General features: G+C 61.7%; 14 protein-coding genes. 4 read left to right on the top strand and 10 right to left on the bottom strand.

All coding sequences use genetic code 11. The features are described from left to right. Positions 1-85: 85 nt before the first annotated feature. Genes glgB through C6Y56_RS13215 form a run of 3 tightly spaced genes read right to left on the bottom strand, consistent with a single transcriptional unit; the run spans position 86 to position 7,696 of the window. Positions 86-2,317, bottom strand: a complete 2,232-nt coding sequence (gene glgB, locus C6Y56_RS13225; protein ID WP_169430248.1) for a 1,4-alpha-glucan branching protein GlgB — start codon at positions 2,315-2,317, stop codon at positions 86-88. A 2-nt stretch (positions 2,318-2,319) separates the two neighbouring features. Further along, positions 2,320-5,661 carry a maltose alpha-D-glucosyltransferase gene (gene treS / locus C6Y56_RS13220; RefSeq protein ID WP_169430247.1) on the bottom strand — a complete coding sequence of 1,114 codons (3,342 nt, stop codon included), beginning with the start codon at positions 5,659-5,661 and terminating at the stop codon, positions 2,320-2,322. 37 nt (positions 5,662-5,698) lie between these two features. After that, entirely contained in the window at positions 5,699-7,696 is a 1,998-nt protein-coding gene (locus C6Y56_RS13215) for an alpha-1,4-glucan--maltose-1-phosphate maltosyltransferase (RefSeq protein ID WP_169430246.1), read from the bottom strand. Between the two features lie 218 nt (positions 7,697-7,914). Here C6Y56_RS13215 and C6Y56_RS13210 point away from each other — a divergent pair, with 218 nt between their 5' ends. Continuing rightward, the gene (locus C6Y56_RS13210) at positions 7,915-8,073 is read left to right on the top strand and encodes a hypothetical protein (RefSeq protein ID WP_169430245.1); all 159 of its coding nucleotides are present in this window, start codon (positions 7,915-7,917) and stop codon (positions 8,071-8,073) included. On the opposite strand, the gene C6Y56_RS13205 is transcribed toward C6Y56_RS13210, so the two are convergent. Continuing rightward, the gene (locus C6Y56_RS13205; protein WP_169430244.1) at positions 8,074-8,610 is read right to left on the bottom strand and encodes an MgtC/SapB family protein; all 537 of its coding nucleotides are present in this window, start codon (positions 8,608-8,610) and stop codon (positions 8,074-8,076) included. A 123-nt stretch (positions 8,611-8,733) separates the two neighbouring features. On the opposite strand from C6Y56_RS13205, the gene C6Y56_RS13200 reads away from it, so the two are divergent. From C6Y56_RS13200 to mapR, 3 genes are all read left to right on the top strand, one after another. After that, positions 8,734-8,982, top strand: coding sequence for a DUF3203 family protein (locus C6Y56_RS13200; RefSeq protein ID WP_007952135.1), 249 nt, complete (start codon positions 8,734-8,736; stop codon positions 8,980-8,982). Positions 8,983-9,177: 195 nt separating this feature from the next. Then, positions 9,178-10,608: a cytochrome c oxidase accessory protein CcoG gene (ccoG, locus tag C6Y56_RS13195; protein ID WP_169430243.1), complete on the top strand. Its 1,431-nt coding sequence runs from the start codon at positions 9,178-9,180 to the stop codon at positions 10,606-10,608. Positions 10,609-10,885: 277 nt separating this feature from the next. Beyond that, complete coding sequence (mapR, locus tag C6Y56_RS13190; RefSeq protein ID WP_169430242.1) at positions 10,886-12,295, top strand: GntR family transcriptional regulator MpaR; 1,410 nt, start codon at positions 10,886-10,888, stop codon at positions 12,293-12,295. A gap of 72 nt (positions 12,296-12,367) precedes the next feature. Here mapR and C6Y56_RS13185 read toward each other — a convergent pair whose 3' ends face one another. The 6 genes from C6Y56_RS13185 to C6Y56_RS13160 form a co-directional block, all read right to left on the bottom strand. Then, positions 12,368-13,114 carry an SDR family oxidoreductase gene (locus C6Y56_RS13185; protein ID WP_169430241.1) on the bottom strand — a complete coding sequence of 249 codons (747 nt, stop codon included), beginning with the start codon at positions 13,112-13,114 and terminating at the stop codon, positions 12,368-12,370. Between the two features lie 85 nt (positions 13,115-13,199). Continuing rightward, positions 13,200-15,281: a putative bifunctional diguanylate cyclase/phosphodiesterase gene (locus C6Y56_RS13180; protein WP_169430240.1), complete on the bottom strand. Its 2,082-nt coding sequence runs from the start codon at positions 15,279-15,281 to the stop codon at positions 13,200-13,202. Between the two features lie 232 nt (positions 15,282-15,513). After that, positions 15,514-16,983 carry an efflux transporter outer membrane subunit gene (locus tag C6Y56_RS13175; protein ID WP_169430239.1) on the bottom strand — a complete coding sequence of 490 codons (1,470 nt, stop codon included), beginning with the start codon at positions 16,981-16,983 and terminating at the stop codon, positions 15,514-15,516. After that, entirely contained in the window at positions 16,980-20,087 is a 3,108-nt protein-coding gene (locus tag C6Y56_RS13170) for an efflux RND transporter permease subunit (protein ID WP_169430238.1), read from the bottom strand. Before C6Y56_RS13170 ends, C6Y56_RS13175 begins: the two co-directional genes overlap by 4 nt. Then, positions 20,084-23,188, bottom strand: coding sequence for an MdtB/MuxB family multidrug efflux RND transporter permease subunit (locus tag C6Y56_RS13165; RefSeq protein WP_169430237.1), 3,105 nt, complete (start codon positions 23,186-23,188; stop codon positions 20,084-20,086). The genes C6Y56_RS13170 and C6Y56_RS13165 overlap by 4 nt, the downstream gene beginning before the upstream one ends. Continuing rightward, a complete protein-coding gene (locus C6Y56_RS13160) occupies positions 23,185-24,492 on the bottom strand; it encodes an MdtA/MuxA family multidrug efflux RND transporter periplasmic adaptor subunit (protein WP_169430236.1) in 1,308 nt (435 codons plus the stop codon). Before C6Y56_RS13160 ends, C6Y56_RS13165 begins: the two co-directional genes overlap by 4 nt. Between the last annotated feature and the right edge of the window lie 117 nt (positions 24,493-24,609).

The following is a 24,609-nucleotide window of genomic DNA, read 5'->3' as shown; positions in this document are numbered from 1 at the left end:
ATGAAGGACCTTGTGGGAGCTGCGTATCGACGACTCGACTGGCCAGCCGAATCGCCGAACCGCAGCGGGGTTAACGGTGTCTGGCCTACCCCTCCGGCTTGAGGATCAACACCGCCAGCGGCGGCAGATTCAGCTCCAGCGACAACGCCTGGCCGTGGCTGGGCACCTCTTCGGCATACGCCCCGCCACCGTTGCCATAGTTGGAACCCGCATAGGTGTCGGCATCACTGTTGAGCAACTCCTTCCAGCGTCCGGCAAACGGCACACCCACCCGATACGACTGACGCGGCACCGGCGTGAAGTTGGCCACCACCAGCACCGGCGTCCCCGCCTTGCTCCAGCGCAGCCACGCATAGACGCTGTTGATCGCATCGTCACCGATCAACCACTGGAACCCTTGCGGTGCATCGTCCTGCTCATGCAGCGCCGGTTCTTCGCGGTACAAACGATTCAGGTCGCCAACCAGTTTCTGCACGCCTTTGTGCTCGGAATACTGCAGCAGATACCAATCCAGCTGCTGATCGTGATTCCACTCGCGCCACTGGCCGAACTCGCAGCCCATGAACAACAGTTTCTTGCCCGGATGGGTCCACATGAAGCTCAGATAGGCGCGCAGGTTGGCGAACTTCTGCCAGCGGTCGCCGGGCATCTTGTCGATCAGCGAGTGCTTGCCGTGTACCACTTCATCGTGGGAGATCGGCAGGATGAAACGCTCGGACCAGGCGTACACCAGACCGAAACTCAACTCGTTGTGATGATGGGCGCGGTACACCGGATCCTGCTGGATGTAATGCAGCGAATCGTGCATCCAGCCCATGTTCCACTTGTAGGCAAAACCGAGCCCGCCCTGTTGGGTACTCTGGCTGACACCCGGCCACGCCGTGGATTCCTCGGCAATCACCAGCGCTCCCGGTGCCTCCAGCGCCACCACATCGTTCAGATGACGAAGGAAGTCGATGGCCTCCAGGTTCTCCCGGCCGCCATGACGATTGGGCACCCACTCGCCGGCCTTGCGCGAATAGTCGCGGTAGAGCATCGACGCCACTGCATCGACCCGCAGGCCGTCGATGTGGAAATGCTTCAGCCAGTGCAGTGCCGACGCCAGCATGTAGCCATGCACTTCGGTGCGACCCAGGTTGTAGATCAGCGTGTCCCAGTCCTGATGAAAGCCTTCCAGCGGGTTGCCGTATTCGTACAGCGCGGTGCCGTCGAACTGCGCCAGACCATGGGTATCGGTCGGAAAATGCGCCGGCACCCAGTCGAGAATCACCCCGATGTCAGCCTGATGGCAGGCGTTGATGAACGCCGCGAATTCGTCCGGCGTGCCGTAACGAGCGCTCGGCGCGAATTGCGACAGCAGCTGATAGCCCCAGGAACCACCGAACGGGTGCTCCATGATCGGCATCAGTTCGATGTGGGTGAAACCCAGTTCCTTCACGTAGGGAATCAGCCGCTCGGCCAGCTCCGGCCAGGTGTACTGACGGGCAACTTCTCCCAGATCGTCCAGCTCGCATTGCCAGGATCCGGCATGCAGCTCATAGATCGACAGCGGCGCATTGTGTTGCTGGCGCTCGCGGCGGCCGGTCATCCAGTCCTGATCCTGCCAGTCGATCTGCAACGGCGAGGCGACTTTGGACGCGGTATCCGGCGGCAGGCTGGTGGCCAGTGCCATCGGGTCGGCCTTCAGCGGCAGGATGCCGTGGGCGCCGAGGATTTCGTACTTGTACAGCTCCCCCGCTTGCAGGCGCGGAATGAACAGCTCCCAGACCCCGGACGGATGCCGCAGACGCATCGGATGACGTCGCCCGTCCCAGACGTTGAAGTCGCCGACCACCGACACCCGCCGGGCATTCGGTGCCCACACGGCAAACCGCACGCCATCGACGCCATCTATGGTTTTCAACTGTGCGCCGAGGCAACTGCTGAGATCGCGATGGTTGCCTTCGGCGAACAGATACAAGTCCATTTCACCGAGCAACTGGCCAAAGCTGTAGGGATCTTCGGCGACCTGTTCGCCACCGGCCCAGCGGGTGCGCAACAGGTAAGGCCGTACGCCCTCGAAATGCCCGACGAACAGCCCCGGCGTTTCGGTGGCGTCCAGCGGACCAATCTCTTCGCCAGTGTTTTTGTCCAGCACCGAAACGCTCAACGCGCCGGGCAGATACGCCCGGATAAACTGCCCCCCGGCGCCATCGCCGTGGGGGCCAAGAATGGAAAACGGGTCTTGATGTTCTGCGCGCACCAATGCATCGATATCTTTTGCAGTGGGCAGCAATCTTTCTTTAGCGTGACCCTGTTCCCTGTTCGAGAAACTCATGACTACTCTCCATCAAGATCGGAAAAGGGTTCCAGCCCCGTCAATAACCCATACAGGCCGTGCAACGGCACGGGCAGCCAGGTGGGGCGATTTTCGGCTTCATAGGCCACTTCGTAGGCCGCTTTCTCCAGACCGAACAACGCCAGTGCGGCGTCGGCACCTTCAGGATCTTGCCAGGCATGATCAAGACTAGCTGCCGCTTGGCGATATGCCTGGAGAAATGCTTCCCGGGCTTCGCGCAGGTAACGCTCCGTGACCCGCCGACGCGCGGCTTCGGCCTCGGGGCTGTTGTCGACGTTGTGCACATTCAGGGCCATGGCGGCGGCATAGTCGAAGGAACGCAGCACCCCGCTGACATCCTTGTACGGACTGTGCTTGCCTCGGCGCTCGGCCAGTGGCCGTGCCGGCTCACCTTCGAAATCGATCAGATAGGCGTCGCCCTTGATCACCAGCACCTGCCCCAAATGCAGGTCGCCATGCACGCGAATCCGCAGGCCGCCAGCCGACTGCTTCGCCAGTTCCTGCACATGGGCCAAGATGGTTTTCTTGTGGTCGAGCAAGCGACCGACCAGCTTCTGATCCGTCGCGTCGAGTTCACCCTGATGTTGCTTGAGCAGCTTCAGCGCGTGCTCGACCTGAGCCGCGACATCCTTGCCGGTCGCCTGCGCGTCCTTGGTCAAACTGACTTGCGGTGCGAAGTCCTTGTTGTCGCTCGGCGCTGCCAGCACCTGATGCATTTCCCCCAGACGCTGGCCGAGCATGCCGGCGAAATCCTTCAACTCACCCAAGGCATTGTAGTGTTGCGCCTGTTCGGAAACGGCGTCGGCCAGTTCATCGCGCAGCGCCCGTTCGAGGTTGTTCTGTGTCCATTCCCAGGCGTCGCCCTGATTGCTCAAGTAGCCCTGCGCAATCATCAGCAGGTTGTCTTCGCCCTTCCCGTCGCGGCGAATCACCGAACCCAGCAGCGGAGAGATATTGGCAAATCCGGCCGCGGTCAGGTAAGCGCTCATCTCCAGTTCCGGGTGTACGCCAGAAGCGACTTTGCGGATCAGCTTGAGCACCAGACTGTTGCCGATCACCACCGAACTGTTGGATTGCTCGGCGGACAGATAACGCACTTCGGATTCCGCGCCGAGACCGAGTTTTTCCAGCTCAGGCGTTGCCTCGAAACGGATCTCGCCATCGCTGGATTCCAGCACCGTCCCGGACTGCATGCCTTGCAGCACTGCGCGAATAAAGGCTTCGAGGCTGAATGCATCGGTAATCAGCCCGACCTGACGCACCCGACGCACCCGCGCCAGGGCCAATTGCTGCGGCAACGCCGGCCCGACCTGATCTTCGGAAATAAAGCCGAACGGCAATTGATAACGACTGGACTGCCCGCCGCTCTGCACTTCGATTTCGCTGAGCAGCACCGGATGCTGCGCATCGCCGAAGCGCACGCCGTAGGCCAGCTTCACGTGTTCGATGGCAGCATCCTTGCCGGCGAACCAGCGGCGATTCTGCAGCCAGTTTGGCAGGATGCCCTGTTCGAGGGTGGCTCGTGATGGCGCTTCGAGCAGTTCTTCCATGCGTTTTTTCAGCACCAGCGTGGTGAAGTCCGGCAGACTCTGCGCGGGCTCGACGTGCCAGCTCGGCATCTGGTTTTCCGCCGCCAGGCCGAACCAGTAGAAGCCGTAAGGCGCCAGGGTCAGCAGAAAGTTGAGCTGGCCGATGGGCGGAAATGCGTTACCACCGAGCATCTCCACCGGCACCATGCCGACGTAGGCCGACAGGTCCAGCTCCACCGCCTGGGCACTGCGCGAGACGTTGGCCACGCACAGGATGATTTCGTGTTTGCCATCCGGGCCGGTGTATTCGCGGGTGTAGGCCAGCACGCGACGGTTGGCCGGCGAGAGCATTTTCAGCGTGCCACGACCGAATGCCTTGGATTGCTTGCGCACGGCCAGCAGACGGCGAGTCCAGTTCAGCAGCGAATGCGGGTCACCGGCCTGGGTTTCGACGTTGACCGACTGATAGCCGTATTGCGGGTCCATGATCGGCGGCAGGACCAGACTGGCCGGATCGGCGCGGGAGAACCCGCCGTTGCGGTCGATCGACCATTGCATCGGCGTGCGCACGCCGTCGCGGTCGCCGAGGTAGATGTTGTCACCCATGCCGATCTCATCGCCGTAATACAGGGTGGGCGTGCCGGGCATCGACAGCAGCAAACTGTTGAGCAGCTCGATGCGGCGACGGTCGCGCTCCATCAGCGGCGCCAGACGTCGGCGGATGCCGAGGTTGATCCGTGCGCGGCGGTCGGCGGCGTAGTAATTCCAGAGGTAGTCGCGCTCCTTGTCGGTGACCATCTCCAGCGTCAGTTCATCGTGGTTGCGCAGGAAGATCGCCCATTGGCAATTGGCCGGGATCTCCGGAGTCTGGCGCAGGATATCGGTGATCGGGAAGCGATCTTCCTGGGCCAGCGCCATGTACATGCGCGGCATCAGCGGGAAGTGGAACGCCATGTGGCATTCGTCGCCATTCACGCCCTCGGCGTCGGTGTCACCAAAATACAGCTGGGTGTCTTCCGGCCATTGGTTGGCTTCGGCCAGCAGCATGCGATCCGGATAGTTGGCGTCGATTTCGGCGCGGATCTGCTTGAGGACGTCGTGGGTTTCCGGCAGGTTTTCGTTGTTGGTGCCGTCGCGCTCGATCAGGTACGGAATGGCATCCAGGCGCAGGCCGTCGATGCCCATGTCCAGCCAGTAGCGCATCACCGACAGCACGGCTTTCATGACTTGCGGGTTGTCGAAATTCAGATCGGGCTGGTGCGAATAGAAACGGTGCCAGAAGTACTGCCCGGCCACCGGGTCCCAGGTCCAGTTGGACTTTTCGGTGTCGAGAAAAATGATCCGCGTGCCGTCGTATTTCTGATCATCATCCGACCATACATAGAAGTCGCGAGCGGCCGAACCGGGTTTGGCCTTGCGGGCCCGCTGGAACCACGGGTGCTGGTCGGAAGTGTGGTTGATGACCAGCTCGGTGATGACACGCAAACCACGCTTGTGGGCCTCGGCGATGAACCGCCTGGCGTCAGCCATCGTCCCGTAATCGCTGTGCACACCCCGGTATTCGGCGATGTCGTAGCCATCATCGCGCCGTGGCGACGGGTAGAACGGCAGCAGCCAGATGGTGTTGACGCCAAGGTCGGCGATGTAATCGAGTTTGGCGATCAGGCCGGGAAAGTCGCCGATTCCGTCGTTGTTGGAGTCGAAAAAGGATTTGACGTGAACTTGATAGATGACCGCGTCCTTGTACCAGAGCGGGTCCTTGATGAAGGTGGCAGCCTTGGGTTTCTTCGCCATATGAAACTCCTGTTGAATTCTGTTGGGGCGCCCACGATCAGGAAGCAGTAATGCGCCAGATTCCAAACGGCTGATACGCCGGGTCGATCCGCATGAACTGGTACTTGCCGTGCCAGTCCCAGCGATGGCCGTTCATCAAATCTTCGCCGTGGGTGGTGGCATCATCCGCCAGGCCCATTTCCCACAGCGGCAGCTCGAAATTCGCCTCCTGCACGTTATGCGGATCGAGGCTGACGGCCACCAGAATGAAATTGCTGCCGTCCGCGCTGCGCTTGCCGAAATACAGAATGTTGTCGTTCCAGGCGTTGTAGACCTTCAGGCCCAGATGGCTGTGCAACGCCGGGTTCTGCCGGCGGATGCGGTTGAGCTGGGCGATCTCGGCAATGATGTTGCCGGGCTGGTTGAAGTCGCGGACGCGGATTTCGTACTTCTCCGAATCGAGGTATTCCTCCTTGCCCGGCACCGGTGCCGATTCGCACAGTTCAAACCCCGAATACATGCCCCACAGGCCCGAACCCATGGTCGCCAGCGCCGCACGGATGAGAAACCCGGGACGCCCCGACTCATGCAGGAACGCCGGGTTGATGTCCGGGGTGTTGACGAAGAAATTCGGCCGATAGCACTCGCGCCAAGGTGATTCATTGAGTTCGCTGAAGTAAGTCGCCAGTTCGGCCTTGGTGTTGCGCCAGGTGAAATAGGTGTAGCTCTGGGTGTAACCGACCTTGCCCAGTCGCGCCATCATCGCCGGCGTGGTGAACGCTTCAGCGAGGAAGATCACCTCCGGGTGCAGTGCGCGCACATCGGCGATCAGCCATTGCCAGAACGGCAGCGGCTTGGTGTGCGGATTGTCGACGCGAAAGATCTTCACGCCCTCCTGCACCCAGCCGACCACGATGTCGCGCAGCTCGACCCACAGGCTCGGAATCGCTTCCGGCGCATAGAAGTCGACGTTGACGATGTCCTGGTATTTCTTCGGCGGGTTCTCCGCGTATTTGATCGTGCCGTCCGGCCGCCAGTTGAACCAGCCCGGATGCTGCTTGAGCCAAGGGTGGTCCTGGGAACACTGGATCGCAAAGTCGAGGGCGATTTCCAGACCGTGCTCGGCAGCGGCAGTCACCAGTCGACGAAAATCCTCACGGGTGCCGAGCTGCGAGTGAATCGCTTCATGCCCGCCCTCTTCACTGCCGATCGCATACGGGCTGCCGGGGTCGTCGGGGCCGGCGGTCAGGGAATTGTTGCGGCCCTTGCGGTGGCTGCGGCCAATCGGGTGGATCGGCGTGAAATACAACACGTCGAAACCCATGTCCTGAATCATTGGCAGACGCGCGTGTACGTCATTGAAGGTGCCGTGGCGGGCGGGATCGTCGGTGATCGAGCGGGGAAACAACTCGTACCAACTGGCGAACTCGGCGAGTTCACGCTCCACGTCCACCGGGAATTCACTGCTGATGCTCAAATAAGGGCGGTGATCGGCCTCGGCCATCAACTGCGCACTTTGCGGGTGCAGAAACAGCGCGACCTGCTCGGTTTCGAGCAGGCCGGACAATTCGTGGTGCAAGGCTGCCAGTTGTTCGCTCAGCTGACCTTCGCTGCGCTCGGCGGCTTGCTGCACCATGGTGCGTCCTTCTTGCAGCTCAAGGCTGACCGGAACGGCGGCGGTGTGCTTCTTCTCCAGCTCGTATTGAAAACTGGCGAACTGGTCGATCCAGGCTTCGATCAGGAACAAGTACCGGCCCATGCGCTGCGGCTGGAACACTCCGCGCCAGCCGTTGTTACCCTGATCGCTCATGACTTCGGTTTGCCAGGTTTCATCGCCCTCTTCGCGCCAGCGGATACGCACCGCCAGTTTGTCGTGGCCGTCGGCGAACACCTTGCTGGTGACCACGATCTTGCGGCCTGCGATTGCCTTGACGGCAAACTGTCCGCCGTCGAGGGTCGGCGCGGTGTTTTCTATGACGATACGCGGCAGCAGCAAGGCCTGCGACAACGGTATATGCGGGTTGTAGCTCTGTTCTGAGGGTTTTTCAGCAGTCATTGAGCATCTCTCCTTAACGCCCCAAGGACGCTCGTTTGCCTGTTTGGCGATCACGGCCGGGCCTGCGCCCGATGATGAACTCTCTCAGGTTCCGAGCGACTCACGCCGGGAAAAGTTCACAGGGATTTGCCCCGCCACAAAATCGGATCGATTTCGCAGTGAAGTGGTCAATCCACTTAAGCACTTCCCACGCCAAGTGCCACACGGAGGTTCACCCGATGACTATCCCGATTCCAGCCGAAACACCCGATCCGAACATCGATAAACCGACCCTGCCCGAGACCGAGCCGCAACCGATTCCCGAACAGAAACCGCCAGGCTCCACGCCACCGCCCAAGGAAGAACCGCCGACGACCATGCCGCCGGTAATCGTCTGATCAGCGCGGGTCGTTGTGGTCTTTCTCGATGCGGTCTTTCTCGACGTGATCGTTTTCGAAGACTCTGACGATCCGTGGCATGACACTGAAGATCCCCCAAGCGAGCAATGTACTGAGCAGCGCCGTCGCCTCGCGGCCCAGACCGGCCGCGACGCCGATGGCGGCGGTCATCCACAGGCCCGCAGCGGTGGTCAGGCCTTTGACGTGCCCTTCATCGCCTTCGTGATTTTTCAGAATGGTGCCGGCCCCCAGAAAGCCGATACCGGCAATCACGCCTTGTACCACCCGGCTCATCGCGTCGGCCTGCGATCCGGACAATTGCGGCACCAGTACAAACAGCGCCGCGCCGAGGGCCACCAGCATGTGCGTTCGCACCCCGGCGGCCTTGCCCTTGTGCTCGCGCTCGAACCCGAGAATCCCGCCCAATATTGCCGCCATCAGCAGACGCACGGTGATCCGGGTCAGTTGCGACGCATCGCCGATATCGGCGAATTCCGCTTGCAGGGTTTCCCACACTTCATGCCACCAGGCGTTCATCGTGCAGTCCTTTTAATGCGTTGATAGTGGATGGACAGCGCCGACCATTAATCGGTTGCGTCGAACGATCTGCAGAACCTCGCACCCTAACGTTTCAGACTCCCGTGAAAAAAGGACAACGCCATGCCCCTTCGTATCGATGAAAGCAATCCGGAATCGAAAGTCTGTTTTTTCACCGTTGAAAATGGTGAGGAAATCCGGATCTGCGACACGCTGGAAGTCAGGACAGATAGCGAAAAAGCCATGTCGTTCGTCGAAGTGGAAGGACGGCGCATCTACGTCACCGAAGCCGAAGCTGACGCCTTGACCGTCGCAGGCGCCAGGGACGGACGCAAACACCTGAAGGCTGACGACAGTGATTCGGTGATTTGACTGACCCCGGTCAAGAACTGGCGCAGACGTCTGGGATAGGCCTCTGCGCCATAGCCTGCGGGCTGCTTCAAGTTGTCGCAGGCGTGGGTGCAAATCCCATCTGATACGCTTTTTATTGAAATACCTGAGTCTGTTATGCAAACAGATCGGCGCTCATAGTTCACTGGCCTGATGGAGGCTGATGAGCGAACGACCATGAGCGAACGAATCCCCGTCCGAACCGTAGAAGCATCTCCCCAGATAAAAAAAGTACCGGCGCGCCCAATGAAGGCGAAACACGCCACCAGCGACAACCAGATTTTCACCCGCAGCTTCACCGGCCTGTTCCGCACCTTGCGCATGAGCGGCGCGGGGTTTCTGTTTCTGCTGTTCTTCGGCACCGTGTGGCTGAACTGGGGTGGGCGTCAGGCGGTGCTCTGGGACCTTTCCGAAAGCAAATTCCACATCTTTGGCGCGACCTTCTGGCCACAGGATTTCATTCTGCTGTCGGCGCTGCTGATCATTGCCGCGTTCGGCCTGTTCGCCATTACCGTGTTCGCCGGCCGGGTCTGGTGCGGTTACACCTGCCCGCAGAGTTCGTGGACGTGGATTTTCATGTGGTGCGAGAAGATCACCGAGGGTGAGCGCAACCAGCGGATCAAACTGCAAGCTGCGCCCTGGAGCCTCAACAAACTGGCGCGGCGTGCGGCCAAGCACACGTTGTGGCTGGCGATCAGCGTGCTCACCGGCCTGACCTTCGTCGGCTACTTCACCCCGATCCGCCCGTTGGCCGAAGAACTGCTGACCCTGCAGATTGGCGGGGTCAGCCTGTTCTGGGTGCTGTTCTTCACCGCCGCCACCTACATCAACGCCGGCTGGCTGCGCGAAGCCGTGTGCATGCACATGTGCCCGTATGCGCGGTTCCAGAGCGTGATGTTCGACAAGGACACACTGACGATTTCCTACGACGCAGCTCGCGGCGAAAACCGCGGCCCGCGCAAACGCGAGGTGAAACCGGCCGAAGCCGGCCTCGGCGATTGCATCGACTGCCAGTTGTGCGTGCAGGTCTGCCCGACCGGCATCGACATCCGTGACGGCCTGCAAATGGAATGCATCGGTTGCGCAGCGTGCATCGACGCCTGCGACTCGATCATGGACAAGATGAATTACGCCCGTGGCCTGATTCGCTACACCTCCGAGCGCGAGTTGCAGGGCGGCAAGACGCACTTGCTGCGCCCGAGATTGATTGGCTACGTCGCGGTGCTGGTGGTGATGATCGGCGCCCTCGCCCTGGCACTGGTCGAACGGCCGATGGTGTCGCTGGACGTGACCAAGGACCGGGGCCTGTTCCGTGAAAACGGTCAGGGCCAGATCGAAAACATCTACACCCTCAAGGTCATCAACAAGACCCAGCAACGCCAGGATTACAAGCTGACGCTGTTGGACGGCGACGGCTTCCAGCTGCAAGGCAAGACCGAGCTGAGCCTGGCGCCGGGCGAGATCGTCGATGTACCGGTGTCGGTGGCGATGACCACGGAACGTGCGGCCAGCAGCTCGCAGACCTTGAGCTTCAAGATTGCCGACAGCGATGAGCCCGCGATTTATAGCGTGGCGAAGAGCCGGTTTGTTGCGCCGATGAATCGGTGAGGCTTTAAGATGGCGGCGGTTTCGGGGGGGGGTTGTAGTGTGTCAGTGCGATTGGCCCTCACCCCAGCCCTCTCCCGGAGGGAGAGGGAGCCGGCTGCGATGTCTCGCGCTACACATCGACCTGAAAAACCGGGTCGATTATGGATTCACAGCAGAACGTTCAGGTCGGCGTAACTCTGAAGCATCCCGCAATCAGTCCCCTCTCCCTCCGGGAGAGGGCTAGGGTGAGGGGCTTTTCCCTGACACTCTACACATTCAACCAGCACCAAGGCCCCCGATGAAACGCTACGAAAAATTCGCCGATGACATCGCTGAACTGATCCGCTCCGGCGTCCTCGGCCCCGGCCAGCGGGTGCCGTCGGTGCGCTACGCGAGCCAGACCTACGGCGTCAGCCCGTCCACGGTGTTCCAGGCCTACTACCTGCTGGAGCGTCGCGGCCTGATCCGCGCCCGGCCGCGCTCGGGTTACTTCGTCAATACCCATGCCCCGAGCCCGTTCTCGGAGCCGGTGATCAGCAGCCAGGTCAACGAGTCCACCGAGGTCGACGTCAGCGAACTGGTGTTCTCGGTGCTGGAATCGATCAAGGACCCGAGCACCGTGCCGTTCGGCTCGGCCTTTCCCAGCCCCGAACTGTTCCCGCTGCAACGTCTGTCACGCTCGCTGGCCAGCGCCGCACGGGAGATGGACCCGCGGATGGTGGTCACCGACATGTCGCCGGGTAACCCGCAACTGCGCCGGCAGATCGCCCTGCGCTACATGGTCGGCGGCCTGATGCTGCCGATGGAAGAATTGCTGATCACCAACGGCGCCCTCGAAGCGCTGAACCTGTGCCTGCAGGCGGTGACAGAACCCGGCGATCTGGTGGCCATCGAAGCCCCGGCGTTCTATGCCAGCCTGCAAGTGCTGGAGCGGCTGAAACTCAAGGCTGTGGAAATCCCCGTACACCCGCGCGACGGTATCGACCTCGGCGTGCTGGCCCAGACCCTGGAACGACACCCGATCAAGGCCTGCTGGTGCATGACCAGTTTCCAGAACCCGATGGGCGCGACCATGCCCGAGACCAAGAAACAGGAACTGGTGGAACTGCTGAAACAGCATCAAGTGCCGCTGATCGAAGACGACGTCTACGCCGAACTCTATTACGGCCAGCAGGCACCCAAACCGGCCAAGGCCTTCGACACCGAGGGTCTGGTGATGCATTGCGGTTCATTTGCCAAGAGCCTGGCCCCCGGCTACCGCATCGGCTGGGTCGCCGCCGGACGCTACGCACAGAAAATCGAACGCCTGAAACTGATGACTTCGTTGTGCGCCTCGATGCCGGCGCAAGCAGCCATCGCGGACTACCTGCAACATGGTGGCTATGACCGCCACCTGCGCAAACTGCGCTACGCCCTGGAAGAACAGCAAAGCGCCATGCTCGCGGCCATCGCCCGCTACTTCCCGGCGCAGACCCGCGTGAGCCAACCCGCCGGCGGGTATTTCCTGTGGCTGGAACTGCCGCCGCAAATGGACTCGTTGAAGTTGTTTCAGATGGCGTTGGCGCAGGGGATCAGCATTGCGCCGGGGCCGATTTTCTCGCCGACTCAACGATTCAGGAATTGCATCCGGTTGAATTACGGCAGCCCGTGGACCGAGAGTTCAGAGAAGGCGATGGAGACGCTGGGGCGGATTGTACGGTCGTTCTGACGGATTGTTGTTGCCACGGGTATCGCCTGATGATCGTTCCCATGCTCTGCGTGGGAACGATCATTGGAATACTTAACGGCCGCCGCCAAGATCGACGAAAGTTCCGGTGGCATATGAAGCCTTGTCCGACAGCAACCAGACAATCGCCTCCGCCACCTCATCCGGCCGCCCGCCACGGGCCATCGGAATGGCCGATTCCAGTTTGCTGACCCGATCCGGATCGCCGCTCAACGCGTGGAAATCGGTGTAGATGTACCCCGGACGCACCGCGTTGACCCGAATCCCCTCTCCCGCCACTTCCTTGGACAGGCCGATGGTGAACGTGTCGAGGGCCCCCTTGGACGCGGCATAGTCGACGTACTCGTTCGGCGAGCCCAGGCGTGCGGCGACCGAAGAGACGTTGACGATGCTGCCACCCTGCCCGCCGTGTCTGGGCGACATGCGCAGGATCGCGTGCTTGGCGCAGAGGATCGGCGCCAGGACGTTGGTTTTCATGATTTTGAGGATGCGGAATTCCGACATTTCCTCGACCCGGGATTTATGCCCGACTGTGCCGGCGTTATTCACCAGTGCAGTGACCCGGCCCAGCTCGGTGTCGACCCGGTGAAACAGGCCGATCACTTCGTCTTCAATGCTGACGTCGGCGCGTACCGCGATGGCCGTGGCGCCACGCGCGCGTACCTGATCGAGTACGTGGTGAGCCGCCTGCTCGTCAGACTGATAATTGATGCAGATCCGATAGCCTTGCTCGGCAGCCAACAGCGCGGTGGCGGCTCCGATTCCGCGCCCGCCACCGGTGATCACTATGACTTTATCCATGCTGGCCTTCCCCCCCGATGTACACGTAACAGTCGGGGCAAGAATAACCGTCATTGCAGGGTTTTGCATGGCCTGCGTCAGCCGTTCAGCTCGCCGCCAATTGTTTGCCGCGTGCAATGTCCTGCAGGAAGCGGTCGGCCGGCATCGGGTGGCCGAGCAGGTAACCCTGCAGCGAATCGCAGCCCAGTTGCGTCAGGAAGTCCTGCTGCACACCGGTCTCCACGCCCTCGGCGACAATGCGCAGACCCAGTGCCTGACCGAGCGCGACGATCGCCGAAACGATGGCCGCGTCATCGCTGTCGTGCTCCAGGTCGCGGACAAAACCGCGATCAATCTTCAGCTCGTTGGCCGGCAGGCGCTTGAGGTACATCAGGCTCGAATAACCGGTGCCGAAGTCATCGATGGACAGGTCAACGCCCATGTCCGACAGTTCCTGCAACACTGTCATGCTCGCGTCGGCGTCGCTCATGGCGGTGGTCTCGGTGATTTCCAAGGTCAGGCTGTTGGCCGGCAAATGGTGCGTGGCCAGCGCCTTGGCCACGCTGCGCACCAATCCGGCGTGACAGAACTGCAGAGCGGACAGATTCACCGCGATCCGCCAGTCGGTGTAGCCCAGCACGTACCACTCGCGCATCTGCCGGCAGGCTTCATTGAGTACCCATTCGCCGATCGGAATGATCAACCCGGTTTTCTCGGCCAGATCGATGAACTTGTCCGGCATCAGCATGCCGTGAACCGGATGTTCCCAGCGCAACAGTGCTTCGGCACCGACCGGGTGGCCATCGGCGGCATGGAACTTGGGTTGGTAATGCAGGCTGAACTGGCTGTGCTCCAACGCCGCGCGCAGATCCTGCAGCAGTTGCAGTTGCTTGCGGGCGTTACTGTTCATCGAGACGTCGAAGAAGCTGTAGCCGTTCTTGCCGCCGCCCTTGGCGTGGTACATCGCAGCGTCGGCGTTCATCAGCAGTTCCTGGGCGCTCTGGCCATTGCCCGGATACAGGGCGATGCCGACGCTGGCGGAAATCTGCAGGTCATGTTCGGCGACCCGGAACGACTGCGCGATCAGGCCCACCTGACGTGCTGCCAGACCCAGCGCGTCGTCAGGCTCGGCCAGGCGCACCAGCAGCACAAACTCATCGCCGCCAATCCGCGCCAGCGTGTCGAGGCTGCGCAAATCTTCACGCAGGCGCACCGCCACTTCGCGCAGCAACTGGTCGCCCATGTGGTGACCGAAAGCGTCGTTGACGGGTTTGAAGCCGTCCAGATCGATGAACATCAGCGCAAAACAGCCGCCCTGTTCGTTGACCTTTTTCATCGCCTGATTGATCCGGTCGTCCAGCAACATCCGGTTCGGCAGCCCGGTCAGGGTGTCGTGCAAAGCCAGCTGGGTGAGTTCGCGGTTGGCCACGGTCAACGAATGGGCCAGATCAGCGGTGCGGGCTTCGAGGCGCGCGTCGAGAATCGAGGTCAGCAGCGCGATGGCCAGCACCGCCAGCGTGGTGATCAGCACCAGGTTGTCCAGGCCATTGCCATTCAGACCGCTGAGCACCGCGCCGCAGAAACTGCCTTCGGGAAACCGCGCCGCCGCCATACCGGTGTAGTGCATGCCGACAATCGCCACGCCCATGACAATCGCCGCCCCGGCACGGAACAGCCGCACATAGGGCGAATGCTGACGCAGGCGAAAGGCGATCCACAGCGCTGCCGCCGACGCGCCGACGGCGATCAGCAGCGAGGCGCCGAACATTGTCGGATCGTAGTCGATGCCCGGTTGCATGCGCATCGCGGCCATGCCGGTGTAATGCATCGCGCTGATGCCGGCGCCCATGATCAACGCGCCAAAGGCCAGTTGCCAGGCCGGCAGTTTCGGCTGGCTGACCAGCCACAGGGCAAAACCGCAGGACAGCACGGCGATCAGCAATGAAAGCGCCGTGATCGAAATGTCGTAGCCGAGGCTGATCGGCAGCGTGAACGCCAGCATTCCGATGAAGTGCATCGACCAGACGCCGACGCCCATGGCAAACGCCCCGCCGGCCGTCCATATATGCACGGCGCGTCCCTTGGCGGTGGCAATGCGCCCGGTGAGATCGAGCGCGGTGTAGGAAGCGAGGATCGCCACACACAGCGAAATGAAAACCAGGGTGAAGGAATAGCTACCGATGAGCATGAGAATTCTCGTGACCACCCCACCGTACTGCTTCCGTTCTCGGCGGGGCCAAATGCGCCGATTGTACTGATTGCAAAAAAGAATTCACTGACAAAGTAATCAAATGGCCATCAACCCGATGAAACGCTTGTTTGATCGTCTGACAAGGCTCTAATTCAGGGTCTTGAGAAGATCGTCCGCCTCGCCGGCAGATCATTCCCACGCTCCGCTTGGGAATGATCATGGCCTCACGTCAGCGGTTATCAGTGGTTTCCAACTGCCCGTCCCAGCCACCGCCCAGCGCCGCGATCAACTGCACGCTGGCAATCAAGCGGCTCTGCAGGATATTCAGGACAGTGCGCTCGTTGCTCAACGCCGTGGCCTGCACGGTCACCACATCGAGATAAGCAATCACCCCGGCCTTGTACTGGTTTTCGGTCAGACGCAGGGAATCCCGTGCCGCATCGAGGGCTTCCTGGCGCACGGCCGCTTCGTCTTCGTACACCTTCAACTGCACCAGGTAATTTTCCACCTCGCGGAAGCCGTCGAGCACGGTCTGGCGGTATTTGGCCACGGTCTGGTCATACACGGCTTCGGTACGGTCCACTTCCGCCGAGCGTCGGCCACCGTCGAACAGCGGCAGACTCATTTTCGGCCCAACCGACCAGAAACGGTTCGGCAGACTGATCAGATCCCGCGAAGTACTGCTGCTGTAGCCGCCGCTCATGCTCAGGGTGAAGTCCGGGTAGTACGCGGCCTTGGCTACGCCAATATTGGCATTCGCTGCAATTACCGAGCGTTCCGCCGAGGCGATGTCCGGGCGCCGTTCCAGCAGTTGCGACGGCAGGCTCAACGGAATCTGCGGCAGCTTCGGAATGTCCTGGGTTTCGGCGAGCTTGAACTGCGCCGGCGGCTGGCCGGTCAGTACCGCAATGGCGTTTTCGAACTGCGCCCGCTGCCAGATCAGGTCCACCAGATCGCCCTGGGTGGATTTGAGTTGCGTCTGTGCCTGGGCCACGGCATCACGCCCGGAGATTCCGGCGTTGTATTGGTTCTGGGTCATTTTCAGCGAACGTTCGTAGGCTTCCACCGTCGACTCGAGCAAACGCTTCTGCTGATCGATCACACGCAACTGCAGGTAGTTCTGCACCAGTTCCGACTGCTGGCTCAGGCGCATCGCCGCCAGATCGGCGAAGCTGGCCTGCGCGCTGGCCTCGTCGGCCTCCAGCCCCCGGCGCAACTTGCCCCAGACATCGGCTTCCCAACTGACGCCCAACTGGGCGTTGTAGGTATCACGAATACCGCTGGACGAACTGCTCAGGCTCGAACTGCTGCTGCCGGTGCCCTGGCTGGAGCGGGTCTTGCCTAGGCTCAGGTCGAGCGTCGGGTAAAACGCTCCACGGGCATCGCGCACCAAGGCCTGGGCCTGACGGTACTGCGCCTCGGACTGGGCGACGGTCTGGTTGGAACGGTTGAGCTTTTCCACCAGCTCATTGAGCTGACGGTCGCCATACAACTCCCACCAGGCGCCCCGGGCCAGGGAATCCGAGGGACTGGCCTGACGCCAGCCCTTGGCCTCTTTGTACTGGGCGACTTCGGCGGTCTGCGGGCGCTGGTAGTCCGGGCCGACGGCGCACGCACTGAGCATCGCCACGCACAGTGACAGGCTCAGCAGACGCGAGCCGCGGACACTGGCCAGTTGGATAAGCGAACGGTCATTCATAGCGGAGTTTCCAGTGCGGCATCGGTACGTACGCCACGCCACTTGTTGAAGCGGTGACGGGCCTTGTCGAGATAGAGGTAAACCACAGGTGTGGTGTAAAGGGTCAGAATCTGGCTGAAAATCAGACCACCGATAATGGTCAGGCCCAGTGGCTGGCGCATTTCCGCGCCTTCGGCACGGCTGAGCAACAACGGCAACGCGCCGAGGATCGCCGCCAGCGTGGTCATCAGGATCGGCCGCAGGCGTTGCAGACAGGCACTGCGAATCGATTCCAATGGCGCCATGCCCTGATGACGCTCCAGTTGCAGCGCCAGGTCGATCATCAGGATCGCGTTCTTCTTCACCACACCGATCAGCAGGAACAACCCGAGCAGCGAAATCAGGCTGAACTCGCCGCCCAGCACGTAGATCGACAACAGCGCGCCAACCCCGGCCGACGGCAGTGTCGACAGGATCGTCAGCGGATGAATGTAGCTTTCATACAACACGCCCAGCACCAGATACACCGCCAGCAGCGCACCGAGGATCATGAACGGCTGGCTCTTCTGGGTGGCCGCGAAGGCGTCGGCGGTGCCGGCCATTTTCGCGATCACGTCTTCCGGCAGGCCAACCTTGGCAATCGCCCGCTCGATGGCCGCACTGCCCTTCTCTACCGTCACGCCTTCGGCCATGTCGAACGCGATGCTTTCGGAGGCGAACTGGCCTTCGTGGCTGACCCGGTCGTCTTCCAGGCTGCTTTCGTAATGGGCAATGGTCGACAACGGAATCCGCGCGCCATCGGCAGTGATCACCTGCACCTGATTGAGCGTGACTGGGTCCTGGGCGTATTTCGGATTGACCTCCATCACCACCTGATACTGGTTGAGACTGTCGTAGATCGTCGAAATCTGCCGCTGGCTGTAAGCGTTGTTGAGCACGGCGGTGACCATGTTCATGTCCACACCCAGGCGCTTGGCCTGATCGCGGTCGACGATCAGCGTCACCTGCTGCGCACCGCGCCCTTCACGGGCGTCGATGGCGGTCAGTTCCGGCAAGGCGCGCAATGCGGTGACCACTTTCGGGTACCACTCGCGCAGGGCCCCAAGATCGCCGCTTTGCAGGATGTAGCTGTATTGCGAGGTGGTCTGCTCACGGCCACCGCCGAACTGCAGGTCCTGGTCGGCCATCAGCATCAATTGCGCGCCGGGCACCTTGGGCATTTCCTTGCGCAGGCGCTCGATGACTTTCTGCGCCGAGATATTGCGCTCCTTGATCGGCTTCAGGCGCACCAGCATGAACGCGTTATTGGTTCCGTTGGTGCCACCGATGAAACCGGCAACGCTCTCGACCGCTTCGTCCTTGAGCACGGCGCGGCGGAAGGTTTCCATTTTCGGCTGCATCACGCTGAACGACAGGCCGTCGTCACCGCGCACGAAACCGATCAACTGGCCGGTGTCCTGTTGCGGCAGGAAGGTCTTGGGCACCACTACATACAACGCGACGTTCACGCCGACCGTGATGATCAGGCTCAACAGTGTCAGACGTCGGTGACGCAACACCCAGTCGAGGCTGGTGGCGTATTTGCCGACCATCCAGTCGTTGGTGCGCCGGCTCCAGCGTTGCAGACGGTTTTCCTGGCCCGGCGTGTGCGGCTTGAGCCAGCGGGCACAGAGCATCGGTGTCAGGGTCAGGGAAACCACCAGCGACACCACGATGGCGGCGGCCAGGGTGATGGAGAATTCACGGAACAGGCTCTCGATGATCCCGCCCATGAACAGGATCGACAGGAACACCGCCACCAGCGACACGTTCATCGACAGCAGGGTGAACCCGACTTCCTTGGCCCCCAGATACGCGGCCTTCATCGGCTTGACGCCTTCGTCGATGTGCCGGGAAATGTTTTCCAGCACCACAATGGCATCGTCCACCACCAGCCCGGTGGCGAGAATCAGCGCCATCAGCGACAGGTTGTTCAGCGAGAATCCGTAGAGGTACATCACGGCAAAAGTGCCGACCAGCGACACCGGCACCGCCAGAGTCGGGATCAGCGAAGCACGGAAATTGCCGAGGAACAGGAACACCACCAGGATCACCAGCGCCACGGCGATCAGCAAGGTCATCTCGGCTTCGTGCAGCGTGGCCTTGATCACCGGCGAACGATCCATCGCCAGATTCAGCTTCACGCTGGCCGGCAACACGGCCTGTAATGCCGGCAACTGCGCCTTGATCTCGTTGACCGTCTCGATGATGTTGGCGCCGGCCTGCCGGTTGATCACCAGCAACACCGCCGCATCGTCATTGAAGAAACCGCTGTTATAGCGGTCTTCCACGCCATCGCTGACCTTGGCCACGTCCTTCAGACGAAGCGCGGCACCGCCGTTGTAGTGGATGATCAGCGATTCGTAGTCCTTGGCCTTCTCCAGTTGATCGTTGGCCTGGATCTGCCACAGGCGCTGGTCGTCCTCGACCGAGCCCTTCGGCCGGCGCACGTTGGCGCCGGCGATGGTCTTGCGCACATCGTCCAGCGCCACGCCGTACTGGTTCAGGGCCTGGGGTTCGAGTTCGATGCGTACCGCCGGCAGGGAGCTGCCGCCGATCTGCACCTCGCCCACGCCCTGCACCTGGGACAGGCTCTGGGACAGGATGGTCGAGGCCAGGTCGTAGAGCTGGCCTTTTTCCAGCACATCCGAGGTCAGCGACAACACCATGATCGGCGCCTGTGACGGGTTGACCTTCTTGTAGGTCGGCATGCTGCGCATCCCGCTCGGCAGCAGGTTGCGCGAAGCGTTGATTGCCGCCTGCACTTCCCGCGCCGCGCCATTGATGTCGCGGTCGAGGTCGAATTGCAGAATGACCCGTGTCGAACCCTGGCTGGAACGGCTGCTCATGGTATTGACGCCGGCGATGGCGCCGAACGAACGCTCCAGCGGCGTAGCAACCGTGGACGCCATGACTTCCGGGCTCGCGCCGGGCAGACTCGCCTGCACCACGATCACCGGGAAGTCCATTTGCGGCAGCGGCGACACCGGCAGCAGGCCGAAGCTCACACCGCCCAGCAGCATGATCGCCAGGCTCAGGAGCATGGTCGCCACCGGGCGCTTGATGAAGGGACCGGACAGGTTCATGGCTGTTCTACCGGCTCCACGGCCGAAGGCGCACGGCCAAAACGCCGGCCGAGACGATCGAAATACAGGTAGATCACTGGTGTCGTGAACAGCGTCAGGATCTGGCTCACCAGCAATCCGCCGACCATCACCAGACCCAGCGGCTGACGCAATTCAGCACCCGAACCGGTGGCCAGCATCAACGGCACCGCGCCGAACAACGCGGCCAGCGTCGTCATCAGGATCGGCCGGAACCGCAGCAGCGCCGCCTGATAGATCGCCTGCTCCGGCGCCATGCCTTGAGTACGCTCGGCGTCGAGGGCGAAGTCGATCATCATGATCGCGTTCTTCTTGACGATACCGATCAGCAGGATGATGCCGATGATCGCGATCATGCCCAGGTCATTGCCGCTGAGCAGCAGCGCCAGCAACGCACCGACCGCCGCCGAAGGCAAGGTCGACAGAATCGTGATGGGGTGGATGTAGCTCTCGTAGAGCACGCCGAGCACGATGTACATGGTCACCACCGCCGCCAGAATCAGCAGCAAGGTGCTCGACAGCGAGGCCTGAAACGCTTCGGCTGCACCCTGGAACTGGGTCTGCACGCCGATCGGCATGCCGATGTCTTTCTGCACCTGCTCGATGATGTCCACCGCATGCCCCAGCGCCACACCGTGGGCAAGGTTGAAGGACATCATCACCGCCGGGAACTGGCCGATGTGAGTGATCGCCAATTGCGCCTGACGCTCCTCGACATGGGCCAGGCTCGACAACCGCACCTGACCGCCATCGGTGGTCTTGACGTGAATCTGATCCAACGCCTGCGGGCCGATCTTCTCCCCGGCCTGAGCCTGCAGAACCACGCGGTACTGGCTGGCCTGGGTGTAAATGGTCGAGATCTGCCGCTGGCCAAAGGCGTCATACAGCGCATCGGTGATGTTCGCCACCGACACGCCAAGGCGCGAGGCTGCATCGCGGTCGATCACCAGGAACACTTGCAAACCCTTGTCCTGCAAATCACTGGCGACGTCGGTCAGCTCCGAACGCTGGGCCAATGCCTCGACCAGCCGGCCGCTCCAGAGGCTGAGCAGTTCGGCGTCCGGCGACGACATGCTGAACTGGTACTGGGTGCGGCTGACGCGGTCTTCGATGGTCAGGTCCTGCACCGGCTGCATGAACAGGCGGATGCCGACAAGCTTGTCCAGCTGCGGTTGCAGGCGGGCAATCACTTCGGTCGCCGTCAGATCACGCTGGCCATGGGGTTTGAGGTTGATCAGCAGGCGACCGCTGTTGAGCGTGGCGTTGTCGCCGTCGACGCCGATGTAGGACGACAGGCTTTCCACCGCCGGGTCTTCGAGAATCACCTTGGCCAACGCCTGTTGACGCTCACCCATGGCAGCAAAGGAAATCGACTGCGGCGCCTCGGAGATGCCCTGGATCACCCCGGTGTCCTGCACCGGGAAGAAGCCCTTGGGCACCACCATATAAAGGAACACGGTCAGGGCCAGGGTGCCGATGGCCACCAGCAGTGTCAGCGGCTGGTGCTTGAGCACCCACTGCAACTTGCGCCCGTAAGCGGCAATCATCCAGTCGATGAACGCACCGCTGGCTCGGTAGAAACGGCCCTGTTCATGTTCTTGCGGCTCACGCTTGAGCAGGCGCGCGCACATCATCGGCGTCAGGGTCAGCGAGACCACCAGGGAAATCAGGATCGCCACCGCCAGGGTAATGGCGAATTCGCGGAACAACCGCCCCACTACGTCGGCCATGAACAGCAGTGGAATCAGCACCGCGATCAACGACAGGGTCAGGGAAATCAGGGTGAAGCCGATCTGCTTCGCGCCCTTGAGCGCGGCCTGCATCGGGCTGTCACCCTCTTCAATGAAACGGGCGATGTTCTCCAGCATCACGATGGCATCATCGACCACGAAACCGGTGGCGATGGTCAGTGCCATCAGGGTCAGGTTGTTGACCGAGAATCCGGCCAGGTACATCACGCCAAACGTACCGATCAGCGACAGCGGAACCGCTACTGACGGAATGATGGTCGCACTGGCGCGACGCAGGAACAGGAACGTCACCATCACCACCAGCGCGATGGCGATCAGCAGCTCGTGCTGCACGTCGGTGACCGAGGCGCGGATGGTCTGGGTGCGGTCGGTCAGCACGGTCACTTCGAGGCCCGCCGGCAGGTTGTCGGTGATGCTCGGCAGCAGCGCCTTGATCCGGTCGACCACCTCGATCACGTTGGCGCCCGGCTGGCGCTGGATATTCAGCAACACTGCCTGATTCTGGTTGGCCCACGCCGCCAGACGCTCGTTTTCGGCGCCGTCGACGATCTGCGCGACATCCTTGAGCCGCAGCGGTGCGCCGTTCTTGTAGGCCAGGATCAGGTTGGCGTAGTCCTTGGGCGAAGTCAGCTGGTCGTTGGCATCGAGCATCGACACCCGCGTCGGGCCGTCGAAGTTACCCTTGGGCTGGTTGACGTTGGACGCACCGATCAGCGTGCGCACGTCCGACAGGTTCAGGCCGTTGGCCGCCAGTGCCTCCGGATTGACCTTGATCCGCACCGCCTGACGCTGACCGCCGGCGATGCTGACCATGCCGACGCCGCTGATCTGGGCGATCTTCTGCGCCATGCGCGTGTCGACCAGATCGTTGAGCTTGGGCAGCAGCATGGTTTTCGAGGTAATCGCCAGGGTCAGCACCGGGGTGTCCGCCGGATTGACCTTGTTGTACACCGGCGGCGCCGGCAGATCGGTCGGCAACAGGTTGGTTGCGGCGTTGATCGCCGCCTGCACCTGCTGTTCGGCGACGTCCATGTTGATGTCGAGGCTGAAACGCAGGGTCAGCACCGAGGCTCCGCCGGAACTGGTCGAAGCCATTTGCGTCAGGCCCGGCATTTGCCCGAACTGACGTTCAAGCGGCGCGGTGACGGCGCTGGTCATCACGTCCGGACTGGCGCCCGGGTACAACGTCATGACCCGGATGGTCGGGTAATCCACCTGCGGCAAGGCCGAAACCGGCAGCAAGCGATAGGCGATCAGACCGGCCAGTACGATGGCCAGCATGCTCAGCGTGGTGGCGACCGGGCGGAGGATGAACAGACGCGAAATGTTCATGCGCCCTTCTTGGCCTTGTCGGTGACGGCAGCATCAGGAGCGCTGGCGGCGGACTTGCCTTGCAGGTGTCCGGTCGGCGTGGTCGGCACATCCTGACTGTCGTTGACCACTTCCACTTCACTGCCTTCCTTCAAGCGGTCTGTGCCTTCCAGCACCACGCGGTCGCCGGCGGCCAGGCCTTCGGTGACCACGGTGTTCTGCCCGTCGCTGGCGCCGATCTTCAACTGGCGGATGGTCACTTTCCTGTCGCCGTCCAGCGCGTAGACGAAGGTGCCGTTGGTACCGAACTGGATCGCGGCCGATGGCGCCAGCAGCACGCCCTTGAGGGTGTCGGCCAGCAGGTGAACGTTGACGAACTGGTTGGGGAACAGCGATTGATCGCGGTTTTCGTAGCGCGCCTTGAACTTCAGGGTGCCGGTCGTCACGTCGATCTGGTTGTCGAGGCTTTGCAGCACGCCAGTGGCTTGCAGTTTGGTATCGCCACGGTCCCAGGCTTCAGCGGGCAGTTTGGCGCCGCTGCGGTAGCGGGAGAGCACGGTTTCCAGGCTGTTTTCCGGCAGGGTGAACGCTACACTGATCGGCTGGGTCTGGGTAATGACGGCGAGGAACGTGGTGTCATTCGCGGCCACCAGGTTGCCGACGTCGAGTTGGCGCAGACCGACGCGACCGGCAATCGGCGCGCGGATCTTGGTGAATTCGAGGTTGAGCTTGGCGTCGTTGACCGCCGCCTGGTTGGTTTTCACGGTGCCGAGGTATTGGCCGACCAGTGCTTCAGCGGTGTCCAGGGTCTGCTTGGCGATGCTGTCTTCCTTGTAAAGACCGCGATAGCGCTCGACATCAACCTGGGCGTTTTTCAATTGCGCCTGATTCTGCAGCAAGGTGCCTTCAGCCTGAAGCAAGGCGTTCTGGTACGGACGCGGGTCGATCTCCGCCAGCAGGTCGCCGGCCTTGACCATCTGCCCCTCTTCGAAATAGATCTTCACCAGTTCGCCGCCGACCCGGCTGCGCACGTTGATGGTGTTCAGCGCGGTCACGGTGCCCAGCGCCTTGTAGTACAGCGGGAAATCACCGGTGACCACGGGCGCCACGCGCACCGGGATCGGACCCGCCGCCCCGCCGAAGCCCGGACGCATCATCCCCGAACGACCGGTGTGGCCGGCTTGCGCCTTCTCGCCGCCCTCCTTGTGGGCCGATCCGGCAGGCCAGAATTTCCAGCACAGGCCGGCGATGACCAGCAGGACCAGCAGACTGAGCAGCCAGCGACGAGAGTTTCGGGAAGACGATTGCATGGAGTGATTAACCATTGGGCGCGTGGGCTTCTTTTACGGAAGGCTGAACGATAAGCACTGGTGGGGGTAAAGCAAAGCGGCTTTACCGGCAATTTACCTTCAACTTACGTTTCAAGGTGTGAGCCAAAACAC

This window comes from Pseudomonas fluorescens, assembly GCF_012974785.1.
Classification (GTDB): domain Bacteria; phylum Pseudomonadota; class Gammaproteobacteria; order Pseudomonadales; family Pseudomonadaceae; genus Aquipseudomonas; species Aquipseudomonas fluorescens_BT.
The sequence above is the reverse complement of the archived record's forward strand: the minus strand, read 5'-3'. Positions and strand labels throughout refer to the sequence as shown.